At 45.7% G+C, this 15,436-nt stretch carries 13 protein-coding genes; 7 read left to right on the forward strand and 6 right to left on the reverse strand.

Annotated elements, in window-relative coordinates:
* Positions 1-44 precede the first annotated feature (44 nt).
* The gene (gene ahcY, locus KOE27_RS02280; RefSeq protein WP_215238340.1) at positions 45-1,361 is read right to left on the reverse strand and encodes an adenosylhomocysteinase; all 1,317 of its coding nucleotides are present in this window, start codon (positions 1,359-1,361) and stop codon (positions 45-47) included.
* A 590-nt stretch (positions 1,362-1,951) separates the two neighbouring features.
* Here ahcY and KOE27_RS02285 point away from each other — a divergent pair.
* The 4 genes from KOE27_RS02285 to KOE27_RS02300 all read left to right on the forward strand — a co-directional run bounded on the left by KOE27_RS02285 (position 1,952) and on the right by KOE27_RS02300 (position 4,066).
* Complete coding sequence (locus tag KOE27_RS02285) at positions 1,952-2,251, forward strand: hypothetical protein (RefSeq protein ID WP_215237235.1); 300 nt, start codon at positions 1,952-1,954, stop codon at positions 2,249-2,251.
* 81 nt (positions 2,252-2,332) lie between these two features.
* On the forward strand, positions 2,333-3,061 hold the full coding sequence (locus KOE27_RS02290; protein ID WP_215237236.1) for a hypothetical protein: 729 nt from the start codon (positions 2,333-2,335) through the stop codon (positions 3,059-3,061).
* A gap of 2 nt (positions 3,062-3,063) precedes the next feature.
* On the forward strand, positions 3,064-3,537 hold the full coding sequence (locus tag KOE27_RS02295; protein WP_215237237.1) for a hypothetical protein: 474 nt from the start codon (positions 3,064-3,066) through the stop codon (positions 3,535-3,537).
* Between the two features lie 13 nt (positions 3,538-3,550).
* A complete protein-coding gene (locus KOE27_RS02300) occupies positions 3,551-4,066 on the forward strand; it encodes a hypothetical protein (protein ID WP_215237238.1) in 516 nt (171 codons plus the stop codon).
* 158 nt (positions 4,067-4,224) lie between these two features.
* Here the strand turns inward: KOE27_RS02300 and KOE27_RS02305 are convergent, their stop codons facing one another.
* From KOE27_RS02305 to KOE27_RS02315, 3 genes are all read right to left on the reverse strand, one after another.
* Complete coding sequence (locus tag KOE27_RS02305) at positions 4,225-4,815, reverse strand: carboxymuconolactone decarboxylase family protein (RefSeq protein ID WP_215237239.1); 591 nt, start codon at positions 4,813-4,815, stop codon at positions 4,225-4,227.
* Between the two features lie 125 nt (positions 4,816-4,940).
* Positions 4,941-5,492: a peroxiredoxin gene (locus KOE27_RS02310; RefSeq protein WP_215237240.1), complete on the reverse strand. Its 552-nt coding sequence runs from the start codon at positions 5,490-5,492 to the stop codon at positions 4,941-4,943.
* Positions 5,493-5,710: 218 nt separating this feature from the next.
* Positions 5,711-7,018, reverse strand: a complete 1,308-nt coding sequence (locus KOE27_RS02315; protein ID WP_215237241.1) for a UDP-N-acetylmuramoyl-tripeptide--D-alanyl-D-alanine ligase — start codon at positions 7,016-7,018, stop codon at positions 5,711-5,713.
* 140 nt (positions 7,019-7,158) lie between these two features.
* On the opposite strand from KOE27_RS02315, the gene KOE27_RS02320 reads away from it, so the two are divergent.
* From KOE27_RS02320 to KOE27_RS02330, 3 genes are all read left to right on the forward strand, one after another.
* A complete protein-coding gene (locus KOE27_RS02320; RefSeq protein ID WP_215237242.1) occupies positions 7,159-9,402 on the forward strand; it encodes an FG-GAP-like repeat-containing protein in 2,244 nt (747 codons plus the stop codon).
* Positions 9,403-9,564: 162 nt separating this feature from the next.
* Positions 9,565-10,932 (forward strand): Gfo/Idh/MocA family protein, encoded by a 1,368-nt coding sequence (locus KOE27_RS02325; protein ID WP_215237243.1) that lies wholly within the window; start codon positions 9,565-9,567, stop codon positions 10,930-10,932.
* 310 nt (positions 10,933-11,242) lie between these two features.
* The gene (locus KOE27_RS02330; RefSeq protein WP_215237244.1) at positions 11,243-11,818 is read left to right on the forward strand and encodes a DUF4136 domain-containing protein; all 576 of its coding nucleotides are present in this window, start codon (positions 11,243-11,245) and stop codon (positions 11,816-11,818) included.
* Positions 11,819-11,899: 81 nt separating this feature from the next.
* Here the strand turns inward: KOE27_RS02330 and KOE27_RS02335 are convergent, their stop codons facing one another.
* Both KOE27_RS02335 and thrA read right to left on the reverse strand, forming a co-directional pair.
* The gene (locus KOE27_RS02335) at positions 11,900-12,838 is read right to left on the reverse strand and encodes a homoserine kinase (RefSeq protein WP_215237245.1); all 939 of its coding nucleotides are present in this window, start codon (positions 12,836-12,838) and stop codon (positions 11,900-11,902) included.
* A gap of 47 nt (positions 12,839-12,885) precedes the next feature.
* Positions 12,886-15,342, reverse strand: coding sequence for a bifunctional aspartate kinase/homoserine dehydrogenase I (thrA, locus tag KOE27_RS02340; RefSeq protein WP_215237246.1), 2,457 nt, complete (start codon positions 15,340-15,342; stop codon positions 12,886-12,888).
* Positions 15,343-15,436: the final 94 nt, after the last annotated feature.

Consider the following 15,436-nt stretch of genomic DNA (forward strand, 5'->3'; position numbering starts at 1 on the left):
CCCTAACAACATTAGAGAGGTTTTTTTGTATGGGCTCGGCCAGATCAATAGCGGTAAGTATCCGCTTTGTAAGGGCCTTGAGGCGTAACACCGATATAAGCAGCCTGTTCCTCCGAAAGAACATCAAGCTTGGCGCCAACATGAGCAAGGTGGAAAGCAGCTACTTTCTCATCCAGTGCTTTTGGCAATACATACACCTTTTTCTCGTACGCTTCGCTGTTGGTCCAAAGTTCAATTTGAGCCAGCGTTTGGTTTGAAAACGAGCATGACATTACGAAAGACGGGTGGCCCATTGCACAGCCAAGGTTTACCAAACGGCCTTCCGCCAGAATGATGATATCTTTTCCTTCAACAGAATAGATGTCAACCTGTGGTTTGATCTGAGATTTTGTACTTCCGTAAGTACTGTTCAGCCAGGCCATATCAATTTCATTGTCAAAATGGCCGATGTTACAAACAACAGCTTTGTCGCGCATGTTCAGGAAGTGACGGTCCGTGATGATCTTGTAGTTACCGGTTGCTGTAACAAAAATATTGGCACGTGTTGCAGCTTCGTCCATGGTTACTACTTCAAAGCCATCCATAGCAGCCTGAAGGGCACATATCGGATCGATTTCAGTTACCAGAACACGGCAGCCTGCTCCACGGAGCGATTCGGCAGAACCTTTTCCAACATCACCGTAACCAGCCACAACAGCAACTTTACCGGCCAGCATCAGGTCGGTAGCGCGGCGGATTGAATCTACAAGCGACTCGCGGCAACCATATTTGTTGTCAAATTTAGATTTGGTAACAGAGTCATTAACATTGATTGCAGGCAAATGAAGGGTACCGTTTTTGTAACGCTCGTATAAACGGTGCACACCGGTAGTGGTTTCTTCGGAAAGCCCTTTAATTCCTTCGATCAACTCAGGATATTCGTCAAAAACCATATTTGTAAGGTCCCCGCCGTCATCCAGGATCATATTAAGTGGCTTACGATCTTCACCGAAGAATAACGTTTGCTCGATACACCAGTTGAATTCCTCCTCGTTCATACCTTTCCAGGCATATACCGGAATACCTGCTGCTGCGATTGCTGCTGCTGCGTGGTCCTGGGTAGAAAAGATGTTACAGGAAGACCAGGTAACTTCTGCTCCCAGAGCCGTCAGCGTTTCTATCAGAACCGCAGTCTGGATGGTCATGTGGAGGCAACCCGCAACCCTCGCACCTTTTAAAGGCTGTGAAGGGCCAAATTCTGCTCTGATGGACATCAGTCCGGGCATTTCTGCTTCGGCCAGTGTAATTTCTTTACGGCCCCATTCGGCCAGAGATATGTCTTTTACTTTGTAAGGAATGTACGTTTCCGTTGACGTTGCCATCATTTAGTAGTTTAGTGATTTCTGGTTAAAGTACAAAATTAAGTAGAAAAACTAGTTAAGTGAATTATTGCAGATACTAATTGGACTTTTGGTTTAAAAATCAGACGTTTTGTCTAAACACGGGTCATTTTGTAATTTGACTTAGTTATTATACCAACGAACGGAGAGATGTTTAGATATTTTGTCCAAAGGCAGGCTGAACACGAAAAGAGCGTGGTCACGGATAACTCCAATGCGGAGAAAAAGCTTCTTTACGGTTACAGGGATTGGCCTGAGGCGCAGGATCCGCGTTGGTCGAAGTCTTAACGCCGTTTGTCGATAAAACCAGTACTTAAGTCGACAACGCTTTTGGTACCTGAGGTTTGTCTTTCTTTTTCCCTTAAAATTGTATCCGAAATGTTATTAAAACAGGATTACAACCAAAGTACGGAGGTTTTTGTCTGATTTTATGAAGTTATCAGGATTAATTTCCAATGCCGTTTTGTACAATCCACACAGGAATTGTATCAGTTCAGATAAGTAGTGTTCTATTTGTAGGGAACGGCCTATTATTTTGCAGTACATTTTACGAGTACCTTATATCTATAGCCATGTTAAATAAAATAGTATTATCACGTATCCTTACTTCCCGGTCCCTCCCCTTCGGAGGGCAGGGAAGAGAAAGGTTGTATTCACCAGCGGCGTTTTGGACGCTGAGCCTGGGAGGTCTTTTCAAATCTGGAAGAACTGGTTTGGGCAAAATATGCTTGTCTGAAAACGAAGATCTGTCATTTGCCAGGCATTCATTAGCAGGCATTTGGCTTGGTGGTTACGCTGGATACAATGATAGTACTTACAAAATCCGGACGGTTACAACCTCCGGATATGCACTGGAAATACTGCATGCGTAAGTAATTACGTATGCAGTTGTACCGGTCTATCTCTTTGGGGCCGGATACCCTGCGGAGCATCACACAATTTCCCCTAGAGTTATGGAAAATTTCCCCTGGCAGGTGGGCCTGATATTCGGGCTGATCGCCATGCTTACGGTATATACTTTTTACAAGGCAACCAACAGTTCGAAGCTGTTCCTTTGGGGGGCTATCGGTTGGATCGTAATTCAGGGCATCGCGTCTGTCTCTGGTTTTTATGCGGTAACAGATGCCATGCCACCAAGAATTCTATTTTTGATAGCGCCTGCATTTCTCATCATTTTATACCTTTTCCTGGCACCGCGCGGAAGGTTATTTCAGGAAGGTATGGATATTCACATGCTGATGGTGATTCATATTATCCGTGCTCCGCTGGAACTGGTAACCTGCTGGCTTTTCCTTTGCCGTGCCCTTCCCTATGAAATGACTTTTGTTGGTGGTAACCCTGATCTGCTCGCGGGGATGACGGTCCCAGTTGTTTATTACCTGGGATTAATGCGACGGAAGGTACGCTGGCAAATGCTGATTGTCTGGAACGTGGTCGGTATTGGTTTGCTGGTCAATTCATTTTTCAGATGCCTTCTTTCCGCTCCTCTGATTTTTCAGACTTATGCTTTTGAGCAACCCAACCTGGCGGTACTTCATTTTCCGCTGATCTTTCTGCCGGGGTGTGTTGTCCCTATTATGCTTTTTGCTCACGTAGTAGTGATCAGAAAACTGTTGATCCAATATCGTTTCACTCCCAAAAGCAGCCCTGTTGCCGATAAATTCTCGATACACCCATTTTAAAAATGACACTAGCCAAAATCACTAAAACAGAATGGTTTGCCGAAAGAAACCTGGTTGTAACACAAATCAGCGGTGAACTGAACAAGGTTGAGATAGAACAATGGGAACACTCTCTCTATTACTGTCTGTCAAAGCTTAAAAATAGTACCGAATTTAAAATTCTGATCAATATGTACGGATTCAGAGCGATTGACCTGGAGGCGCATAAGTTTTTCAGGACCATTATTCCGTTAACGTTGGCCCAGTATGGCTGGAAGGTGGGTTATACAGACTTGTTTGAAGCGGATGCCTCAGGAATACGCTATTTCAGATACCGTGGGGTGCAGTGTATTGCGGCGGCACATACACATCAGGATACAGGAAAGATGGAGTTATATGAAAATCGTTTCAGCCGGGAAAATGAACGTTTTTTTTCGGATCCGGAAGAGGCAGCGCGCTGGATCAATAGCTTTAAGGAAACACCCCTGTACGCGTGAAATCAGAGATGATATGCAAAAGCCGGAGGAATTAATGAAAGCTATGGATATGCTAGTGTACGTCAGGCTGCTTGGTCTTTTTGTATATTTCATCATTGCCTCGCAGGGGGCCTTTTACCTGCTGCTGGGTTTTGCAAAGGCTATGTCCAATGTTTCTTCGGATACATTTCTGGAGGTACGGAGCGCTACGGATCTGGTCATCGGGGGGCGTCTGAGAATTTTTTATATCAGTGCACTCTTGCTGCTTCTTTTATGGATAGGGATGTCCTTCGCTGGCGGAAGTTATCACTGCTGTTATTTTGTGATACTGGCATTTCTGCTGCTGGCGGCGGATATCACGCTGGCACTCCGTGTAAGTATCCCGATTAATAAATTATTGAACAACGATATGCTGACAGGATCTGGTGGAATAACCGGCCTGCAGGAAAAGTGGCTGTTTTATATCCTGATCAGAGGTGCTTTATGCATCACGGGTTTTATACTGCTGCTTTTGGACACGGTCAGAAGTCCGTCAGTGATTGCAGACTAGGTAAAGTAGCATGTGCGAGCGTATTGAGGAATGTCATCAACACGGTTGATAACAAGTACCGGAGGTCAGCCTTTTAAGAAATAAATTTTTGGTGATTAATAGTTTAAAAAGAGCGCAACTTCCTTGTCGCGCTCTTTTTTGTGCCCTTTCAAAGTGCGTTAAACCAATACGGCGAAGCTTTTGAAAATGGCGCCGATGCGGATCGCATCAAAAATACGCGCCTGGCTTCCACCATGATTCAGTACCGATTGTTCGTGAGAAGTGACACACATTTCGCAGCCGTTCAGTGCCGAAACGACAAGGCTGAGCAGCTCAAATAATTCCTTACCCAAAACCGGGTTCACCATGATACTCATTTTAATTCCGGCCGGAGCGGTGTTATAGTACTCCTTGTTCATGAAATGGCGGAAACGGTAAAAAACGTTATTGGCATTCATGAGAGAAACACAGGCAGCGACCTCAGCAATTTCTTTCTCGTCGGCACCTTCGTTTACGGCAAGCTCTTCCAGTGCGGAAATAAGCGCTGCATTCTTTTCATTAATGGCCACTGAAAGTGCAAGTAAAAGTCCTTCTTTGCGATTAATGTTCTGCGACTTCAGTACATTGCCCAGGTTGATTTTCAGGTCTTTCAGGTAACGGTGATCTAAAGCTGCCAGCTTGTCGATCATCACGCTTTCAAAATCTGCGGGAAGGTTGGTTTCCTTATACAAAGAGTCTTTGGTACTCCCTGTTGTTGCAAATGGATACATATTCAGGTTGAAGTTTGATGCTCCTGGTAGAGGAACGAAAGTGCAAAATGGGGGTGGGGAAGCAGTTTTTTCATAGAGAGTTTACGGTAAGCGGTGCCCGTTACCGCAAACTCCATATTACTTAGCTACGCAAGGGTAGCTTCGCCTTTTTGCCAGTTACATGGGCAGAGCTCGTCAGTCTGAAGAGCGTCCAATACCCGGATCACTTCATTGACGTTACGGCCAACGGAAAGGTCATTAACACTTACCCAGCGAATAATTCCTTGTGGGTCAACAATGTAGGTTACCCGGTAGGCAATTTTTTCATTGGCTTCCAGGATACCAAGTTCTTCTGCAAGAGACTTTGAAGTATCTGCAAGCATCGGGAAACGAAGATCACGAAGATCGTCGTGGTTTTTGCGCCAGGCAAGGTGAACAAATTCGCTGTCAGTGGAAGCACCGATCAGGATTGTGTCACGATCAGAGAAATCATCAACATGTTTTCCAAATTCAGCAATTTCTGTCGGGCAAACGAAGGTAAAATCTTTTGGCCACCAGAACATTACCATCCATTTGTCGGCATTTTTATGATCTTCGGAAGTGATATCGTAAAATTCATTTCCTTTTTCAAGAGAAACAACCGCTGTTTTTTTGAATTCCGGGAAAACTGATCCCACTGATAATAGTCTGTTAGCCATGATTATTGAGTTGTCTTTAAATTGTACTTTTTTATGATTACAAATTTACAAACGACAACCTTTCAGCACAAGCTCGGGGATGGTACTATTGGTAGAAAGACTTGATTTAATCAAATTAATTTAGTTTTTTCTATATGATTTTAATCATGATAGATAAAAACTATAATGCGATAGAATTGTACTATATGGATATTTTAATATTTTTCTTGACTTATCTTTTAATCTTGCATAATGCCCAGTACCGTTTCCAGAGCCATTCCCCGGGATCCTTTGATGAGTATGAACGTATCTTTTTGAGGATTATCCATGACCCAGTTATGCAGTGAAAATTTGTCAGGAAAATAGTATGCCTTGGGCAAAGCGGGTAAAGCGTGCTGCATTAATTTACCTGCAAGGATAACCGTGTCAAACTGATGCCCCGCAATTTGCTGGCCCAGTGCAAGATGTTCGGCCGGAGCATCCTCTCCAAGTTCAAACATATCTCCCAGTATCAGCATTTTTCGGGGAGCCTGCAGCCTGGCAAAATTTTCAATAGCGGCGTGCATGGAAGAAGGGTTGGCGTTGTAAGCATCCATGATGACCGTATTGGAGCCTTTTCTGATCATCTGCGAACGGTTATTATCGGGCTGATAATGTGCAACCGCCTCATTGGCATCTTCATCCGATACTCCAAAGTGTTTTCCAATGGCAAGTGCGGCGCAGATATTTTCGAAGTTGTAACGGCCGGGAAGGTGAGTGGTTACGTTTTTCCCTTTTTTATCCTTGAATATCACGTTTGGATTTTCCTGCACCAGTTCGGGATTAATATAACTGTTGTCCGAACAATAGAAAACAATTTCCCCGAAAGCATGACGTTTGCTCACCATTTCCATTACGGTGTCGTTTTGGGCGTTCACAAAAACGGTTCCCTTCTTTTTGGACAGGTAGTCGAACAACTCACCTTTTCCTTTGATAATACCATTTACCCCGCCAAAACCTTCCAGATGTGCCTTGCCGATGTTGGTGATCAGGCCGTGTGTTGGCTGGGCAATGTTGCTGAGCAGGGCAATTTCCTGCTGATGATTGGCGCCCATTTCAATGACGGCCATTTCATGTCTGCTCGTATCAACAGACAACAAGGTCAGCGGTACTCCTATGTGATTGTTGAGGTTACCACGGGTAGCATAGGTGTTGAATTTCATTGACAGTACCTTGGCGATCAGCTCTTTGGTCGTCGTTTTTCCGTTGCTTCCGGTGAGGGCTATCACAGGAAAAGGAAAAGTCTTCCGATGGTGCCGCGCCAGGTCCTGAAGTGCCAGCAGCACATCTTCAACGAGCAGAAACCGCTTGTCGGCCACTACCTTTTCATCGTCCACGACGGCGTAAAGTGCGCCTTTTTCAAGGGCATCCGCGGCGTATTGATTTCCGTCAAAATTGCCACCTTTGAGCGCAAAAAATATACCGCCGGGAACAACATTGCGGGTATCAGTGAAAACAATTTTATGATCGAGATAAATCTGGTAAAGTTCCTCTGTGGAAGTAAACATGGTATGTCAGCTGCAATATAAATCTGAGAAATAAAGTTTGATCCTGCGGCTCAATCAAATGAATTATGTTTTCGTTACGTTTACATAGGTCTTCCTGACAGCCGTCCGGGGAGACAAAAATAACGGATTATTCTACAACGATGCGAACCAAATATACCTCTTTGTTATTCTTGTTCATTGCGCTTGCCGGGGCACATACAGGTGAAGGGCAGTCTGCCTGGTTTAAGGCGGATACCCTCACAAGCCTTTCCGTTAACGGGGTGAAGCTGATAAACCCCTGGGCAGGAGGTTTAAATGCGATGCAATTTGGCAAAATGAGGCTGAATGACGATGAGACCGAGGACTTGGTCGTTTTTGACCGGAGCAACAGTAAGATCACTACTTACGTTGCAGGAACAAATCCCCTGAAACCTGCGGAAAAGATATTTATTCATGCACCGGCCTATGAACAGATGTTTCCGAAAATAGACAACTGGATGATCCTTGCCGATTACAACAGGGACGGGTTGAAGGATCTTTTTGCGAGCACCTCCCTGGGTATTACTGTGTATCGGCAGGTTAAAACAGGAAATGCGCGCTCATTTGTGCTTGAAAAGGACGCACTTTATACCAAGGGATTGTCTGCTGTTTTAAATCTTCAGGTAGGAGGAACAGATGTGCCCGGAATCGTGGATGTGGATGATGATGGGGATCTGGATGTCCTCACATTTGACTTTTCAGGTTCTTATATCGAGCTGCATCAGAACCTTAGTATGGAAAGGTATAGCGTGCCCGATAGCCTGGGCAGTTCCAGTATGCCCATTTTTACCCGTAATGGCCAATGCTGGGGGAATTTTCATAAAGGAGATAACAACGATTTTGTTTTCGGAGACGACTGCCAGGTGGCCGACCTTTCGGGGGCTAAGATATTGCATGCAGGTAATTCTATCCTTTTACAGGATGTAAACGGAGATGGGAATAAAGATTTGCTCGTAGGGCACGTGAGTAACGACCATATTTCGGTACTCTATAACGCTGTGGCAGGTATCGCAGCAGATTTTACCAGCTTTACACATAATTATCCTGAAAAGGATCCGATCGTTTTCAGGATTTTTCCAGCCGTTTATGCAGAAGATATTGATTTTGATGGGGTAAAAGATCTGATCGCCTCACCGAATGTATCCGTTAATGAAGGTAATCTGATGGATTTTCGGTCATCCAACTGGTATTACCATAATGGTGGTACCAACGACCGGCCGGTTTATGAATTGGTGCAAAAAAACTTTTTACAGGATCAGATGGTGGATGTGGGGGAGAATGCCGCCCCTTCTTTTTTTGATGTGGACGGTGATGGAGACCTGGATATGATCGTAGGCACGGGTGGTACCGCTGGCACTAACGGGTTCAGGGGGAAACTGTGGTTGTTCAGGAATACGGGCACTGCTAAAACGCCTGCCTATGAGCTCGCTTCTGATAATTATCTGGACATTCCGGCAACGCTTGGCCTGTATAATATCAAACCGCAATGGGCCGATTTTAACGGAGATGGCATTCCCGATCTTGGCTTTGCCGGAATCAATACGGCGAGCCTGAAATTTGAGTACCGGTATATCCCCAATAAGTCGGCAAGCGGAGCAGCGGTACTGAATGTTGCTGACGCCGTAGTGATAACCATGCCGTCCGAATCACAGATTGGTGATTCTCCGTTTTTCCACGATGCAGACGGCGATGGAGATCTGGATTTACTCGTGGGAAAGCCTCAGGGAAGCATCTACTATTACATCAATACCGGAACCGGCAGGCAATTCGCCTTCAGACTGGAAACGGACGCCTTTGCAGGAGTATCTATTAATTTCGAAGGACGTTTTTCCCAGATTTCCGTTCAGGATATTGACCTGGACGGCCGCCCTGATTTGCTCACCGCAGATCATACAGGTACCATCCGTATTTTCAGCAAGGCAGACTGGGGAAAATGGACCGCACGCGAAAGTTTATTGATTAACATTTCTGATAAGGCCTCGGCTCCCGTTCTAGGCAGGTATCTTTATGCGGCGGTTGCGGATTATAACGGAGACGGAAAACCGGATGTGGCAGTGGGTACCAATGCAGGTGGTATCATGTTATTCGCGAATATTTTACCGATCACCATTACTTCAACCGAACCGGGAGCCGGAAATCAGGTGAAGGTATATCCCAATCCCGCAAGCGGGCACATCACCATTCTGGCTTCCCAGCATTCGTCGGTGAATATATTATCGGTTAATGGAGAAGTCTTGCGAAATAATATTCATGTACAGGCCGGAGAAGCTACTGAAATTCCATTACTGAACTGGCCAACAGGATTATACCTGCTGGAGGTGACAGGCAAAGGACGTAAGGTGGTTAAAAAGGTTGTAATAAAGTGATGGATTGCAGCAATGGGAGGCAGGGTCTGATTTACCGGCTGAATATCTTACCTAAAATTGATGTTCAATTACGTATACCTGGGTAGTAAAGATTTGCTATCGTTTTCTTTTATATGAGTCCAGCCAGTTGGGCTCATCTTTTTTGAAATCAACCATAAGATAATGAATACTTTCAATATCAACCGACGCAGTTTTTTACAGGGAGCCACGGCGGCTTTGGCCCTTACTTCTTTTGGAGCGAGAGGAATGGATTTGATTCATCCGCCCAAGCCTTTCAGGGTGGGGCTGATCGGAACGGGATGGTATGGCAAAAGTGATTTATTCAGGCTGATTCAGGTTGCTCCTGTTGAAGTTATTGCGCTGTGTGATGTGGATAAAAACCAGTTAAAAGAAGCAGGGACGCTTGTAAGCCAGCGGCAGAAATCAGGCAAAATACCCAAACTGTATGGTGATTATCAGAAACTTCTGGCCGAAAATGAGCTGGATATAGTGCTTATCGGCACGCCGGATCACTGGCATGCGCTTCCGATGATAGATGCGGTAAAAAAAGGATCGCATGTGTATGTGCAAAAGCCTATCAGTGTGGATGTTATGGAGGGAGAGGCCATGGTGGCGGCGGCCAGGAAGTATAAAAAAGTAGTACAGGTAGGTACCCAGCGCAAGAGTACCCCTCACCTGATCGACGCTAAGAAGAACATTGTCGATGCTGGTTTGCTGGGCAAAATTTCACACGTGGAAATGTGCTGTTATTACCATATGCGAAACAACGGAAACCCGCCCGTGGAAGCAGTTCCTGATTTCCTCGATTATGAAAAATGGACCGGCCCGGCACCGCTGCGGCCCTATGACGGCCTGCCACATATCCGCTGGTGGCGCACTTTCATGGAATATGGTAACGGTATCACGGGTGATATGTGCGTACATATGTTCGATACCGTGCGCTGGATGCTGAAACTCGGCTGGCCAAAAAAGATAAGTTCCACCGGAGGTATCTATGTGCAGAAAGAAGGCAAATCCAATATTTCTGATACGCAGTCCGCCATTTTTGAATATGATGATCTGAATTGTGTATGGCAGCACCGTACCTGGGGTACCCCCGCCAATCCTGACTACCCGTGGTCGTTCACCCTTTATGGAGAAAAAGGTACCTTATGGGCTAGTACCATGGCATACGATTTTATACCGCAGGGAAAAGGAGAGAAAATTCATAAAGATGTGGTTTTTGAGAAGGAGAAATATCCCGAGGATATTACCGAAAAAGGGATAGAATTAAATGCCGCTCCGGCAACACGCCTGCACATGCTCGATTTCCTGAGTGCGATTGACAATAGCAGTCGCCCGGTGGCTGATATCGAGGAAGGGCATATTTCAACAGCCAGCTGTATACTAGCTAATATATCCATGAAAATTGGCAGACCCGTTGTTTATGATCCGGTTAAAAAGGAAATAAAAGGCGACAGAGAGGCCAACGCTTTGCTGGCGAGGCCTTATCGCGACCCGTACAAACACCCGGACTACCGAACGGTGTAAAACTCGTTCAGATTACCATGTTGGATCTTCGCAATGGATGTAAGAATAATTACATCCATTGTTTTTTTAGCACCTGATCTACCTGTCTGTGCAAGAACAGGTACCTCTGGCATAACACGAAAAGGAACCCACCGCAGGACAACCATCAGTGTTTCGGAAAGACACTTTCGGTTGTTGAATAAAATGAAATTCTGGAACATATATACCAATTTTATTCGTTTATAAGTTATTAGAATGTCTTAAATCCGACTGATTAAACCTAGTCCCTCGGAAGCTGTCAGATGTGTAACAAACTAAATTTCAAACGAGCATGAAAAGCATAGTGAAGTTGACAAAACCCATTGCCTGGATGGGTGTGGTGGGAGTACTGATAATGTCGTGCAGCCAGGCGCTTCAGGTGAGCTACGACTATGACTCATCGGTAAACCTTAAACAATTTAAAACATTCAAGGTTGAAGCGGAGCATAAAACAGAGCAGGATCCTTTATTAGGAAGTGATCTGAACCGCAGAAGATTAGGAGATGCGGTGGTGGAGGTAATGGAAGCGAAAGGATATAAGCTCGACAACCAGTCGCCTGAAATAGTGGTGCGCTTTATGACCGACGTAAAGGACCGTCAGCAGGTACGATCCAACAATATGTATTCACCCTATATGTGGTGGTATGGCGGCGGCAACAATATTTCAACCTATAATTATCAGGAAAGCCGCTTTATCCTGAATATCTATCAGAGCAGTAATGACAAGATGATCTGGCAGGGGTGGGCATCAGGCAAAGTAAAGGCGCCAACCAAGCGGGAAGACCGCGATACCATGGTGAAAAATACCATGGCGGATATCTTAAGAACTTTCCCTCAGGCAACGCTGGATACTTACAGCAGAAAGTAAAGGAAAATATTTGGTTAAAATCTTAAAGACGGGTCGGTATTCGGCTCGTCTTTTTTCAGTTTAAAACACTAAACGGGGATTTTAGCTTTTCTCTAAAATCAGCGCACCACCCTGGTTAATGCCGGATATATGCATATTTGCTTCAATACCGGCCTGACGGAACGTTTCCGTCATGATGCTGCCCACTTGCCAGGCGGTATCAACTCCCCGGCTGAGTGCAAACATGGAAGGACCCGCGCCGGAAATACTGCATCCGAGGGCCCCTGCCGAAATGGCCGCCTTCTTCACTTCGTTAAATTCAGGGATAAGTATGGAACGAACAGGTTCTATGATCACGTCCACCATTGACCGGCTGATCAGGTCATAATCCGACTTCATAATACCGGCAACCAATCCTGCCACATTTCCCATTTGTGTGATCGCGTTTTTAAGGGAGACCTCATTACGAAGGATATACCTTGCATCTTTGGTGTTGATCTCTATATCGGGATGAACTAGGGTACAGTAAAGATCTTCCGGAACAGGGATAGAAAAGATATCCAGCGGGTTATAACTGCGAATTACGACAAATCCGCCCAAAAGCGACGGCCCTACATTATCCGCATGCGCCGAACCTGAGGCGATGCGCTCGCCTTCCATGGCAAACCTCAGCAGGTCCTGGCGCGACAAGGGGTTATCCAGCAACTCGTTCAAAGCCACCACACCAGCCACCGCACTGGCAGCGCTGGATCCCATTCCGCTGCCAAGCGGCATGTTTTTATGTAAAATCACTTCGCACCCGAAATCGGAGATACCCAGATGCTTCAGCAAATGAAGCATTACAACAGTGACGGCATTTTTTTCAGCTGCACGTGGCAAACGTCCGGCGTCACCGGTAATGTCGGCAATGACGATACCCGGTTCATCCTTCCGTTTTATCTCAACGATATCTCCAGGTTCCTGGATCGCAAATCCAAAAATATCGAAACCGCAGGCAACATTGGCAACTGTGGCCGGGGCAAAAGCTTTGACGTAGTTCACTTTAAATTACAGGCGTAAATGGAGGAAAATATTTATTAAGGCTGAGCTCATCCCAGGTAACTGCTGATACTCATAATGTCTGCAAATACACCTGAGGCAGTAACTTCGGCACCGGCTCCAGGCCCTTTGATAACCAATGGGCGGTCTTTATACCGCTCCGTGGTAAAGGAAATGATGTTATCACTTCCAGAAAGGGTATAAAAAGGATGTTGCGCATCAACCGTCTGCAGCTGCACGAGCGCCTTGCCATTTTCCAGCGAGGCGATGTACCTGAGTTTCTTTCCCTCCGCTTCTGCATTCTCCCTCAGGCCTGCAAAGAAACTGTCGGATACCTCCATTTCTTCAAAAAAAGAATCCACAGAGTTGGCTTTCAGGCAGTTGTCGGGTAATATCTGGGCTATGGTTATTTCTTCTGCTTCCAGAGGAACTCCTACCTCACGGGCAAGGATCAGTATCTTACGGGCCACATCAGCACCGCTGAGATCCTCCCGCGGGTCGGGTTCAGTGAATCCTTTGGCTTTGGCCTCTCTCACAACATCTGCAAAACGAACACTTGGTCCGAAAGAATTGAATATATAAGAAAGCGTTCCCGAAAGGATCGCTTCAATTTTCAGAAACTTATCACCGCTGGCCATTAACCCTTGAATGGTGTTGATGATGGGGAGCCCCGCACCAACATTGGTTTCATACAGGAACTTCACACCTCTTTGCAGCGCAGTCCTCTGCAGCGCCAGATACTCGGAATACGAACCCGAATTGGCTACCTTGTTGGGTGTCACAACGGATATACTGGCATCCAGCAGCATGTGATAATACTGAACAATGTCTTTATCCGACGTGCAATCTACAAAAACGCTGTTGGGAAGGTTTAGCTCAATCATTCGCTGAACAAACGCCGGAAGGCTCGTTTTTACACCTTCATCGTTTATCCTGTCGCGCCATTGGTCAGGCTTGATCCCATCGGGGTCCAGCAGCATTTTCTTTGTATTAGACAACCCTGCAATATTCAGGTTCAGTAATTTTTCCTCTCGGAGGTATCCCGTCTGGTTCCTGATCTGTTCCAGCAAGGTACCGCCTATCAGGCCCACGCCAACAATGAAGAGATTCAGTGACCGGGTTTCGGACTGAAAAAATACACCGTGAATAGCGTTGAGTGCTTTTGATAAATCACTTTTGGAAATAACAACAGAAATATTCAGTTCGGAAGAACCCTGGGCTGTTGCCACTACATTGATACCATTTTTGCCTAAAACAGAAAAAAGCTTTCCGGAAACACCGGTACTTTTTTTCATGCCTTCGCCAACAATTGCAATGATGGAAAGATTTTTCTCAATACTGATCCCGTCGATATGCCCGATAGCAATTTCTGCCGAGAATTCTTTTTCAAGTATCTCCCTTGCCTTCTGGGCATTTTTAGGGTCAATTGAAAAACAGATGGAATGCTCAGAGGATGCCTGGGAAATCAGGATCACGCTGATCGAATTATTGGACAGTGCCGTAAACAAACGGCCTGATATACCCGCCACGCCGATCATCCCGCTTCCCTGAATGTTTACCAGCGCAATTTCATCAATCGAAGATATCCCGGTGATGGCATACTCTTTCCCATTCGCGGCTTTTTGGACATAGGTGCCTTCAAAATCTACATTAAAGGTATTGAGCACTTTAAGTGTGATGTTTTTGGCAAATGCAGGCTGCAGGCTGGGCGGATAAATTACTTTTGCTCCAAAGTGCGAAAGTTCCATTGCTTCGGCATAGGATATCGAAGGAATGGTAAAAGCATTGGCAACTTTCCGGGGGTCGGCTGTCATCATGCCATCCACATCCGTCCATATCTCGATGGAATCCGCCTCCAGTGCCGCTCCGATAATGGATGCCGTGTAGTCGGACCCGCCGCGGCCAAGGGTAGTGGTGATCCCTTCTGCCGTGGAAGCGATAAAGCCCGTCACACATTGTAAGGCGGTGCTTTTGGCAAAATATTCAAGTATCTGATGGTTAGTGACTTCAAAATTAACATCCCCCATGCCATAGGTGGCATTGGTGTGGATTATCTGCCGGGCGTCGCAGAACTCAGCGTTGATCCCTTTGCTTCTTAGTATTTCGGTAATAACCAGTGTAGACAAACGTTCACCGAAGCTCATAATAAGATCCAGCGTCCGGTCGGACAGTTCACGAATCCAGGAAACACCTTTCAGGATATCCCCGAGCTCATTAAATAAGCCTCTGACAGCTGCAAATGTACTGCTCTGATGTTTGACGTTGATCAGCCCACGGACAACGGCAAAATGCCTTTCTTCTACAACTTTCAGGAATTCGATGTACTCGGTGTTTCCGGAAGCAGCCATTTTCCCGATTTCAATGAGCTTGTTCGTGACTCCGCCCATGGCAGAAAAAACCACTGCAATATGCTCACCTCGTTCAAGATTGTTTTCTATGATACTGATTACCGTCCTGATGCTGTCTGCCGAACCGACAGAAGTGCCACCGAATTTAAGAACCTTCATTAATAAAATTTGTACGAATTACTGATACGGACCCGTCTTCTCCGCCGATTTAAGGCAGCTTTTTTAATTAAGGTGCAAATATAGTGATTCACAG

Source organism: Dyadobacter sp. CECT 9275 (genome assembly GCF_907164905.1).
GTDB lineage: Bacteria > Bacteroidota > Bacteroidia > Cytophagales > Spirosomataceae > Dyadobacter > Dyadobacter helix.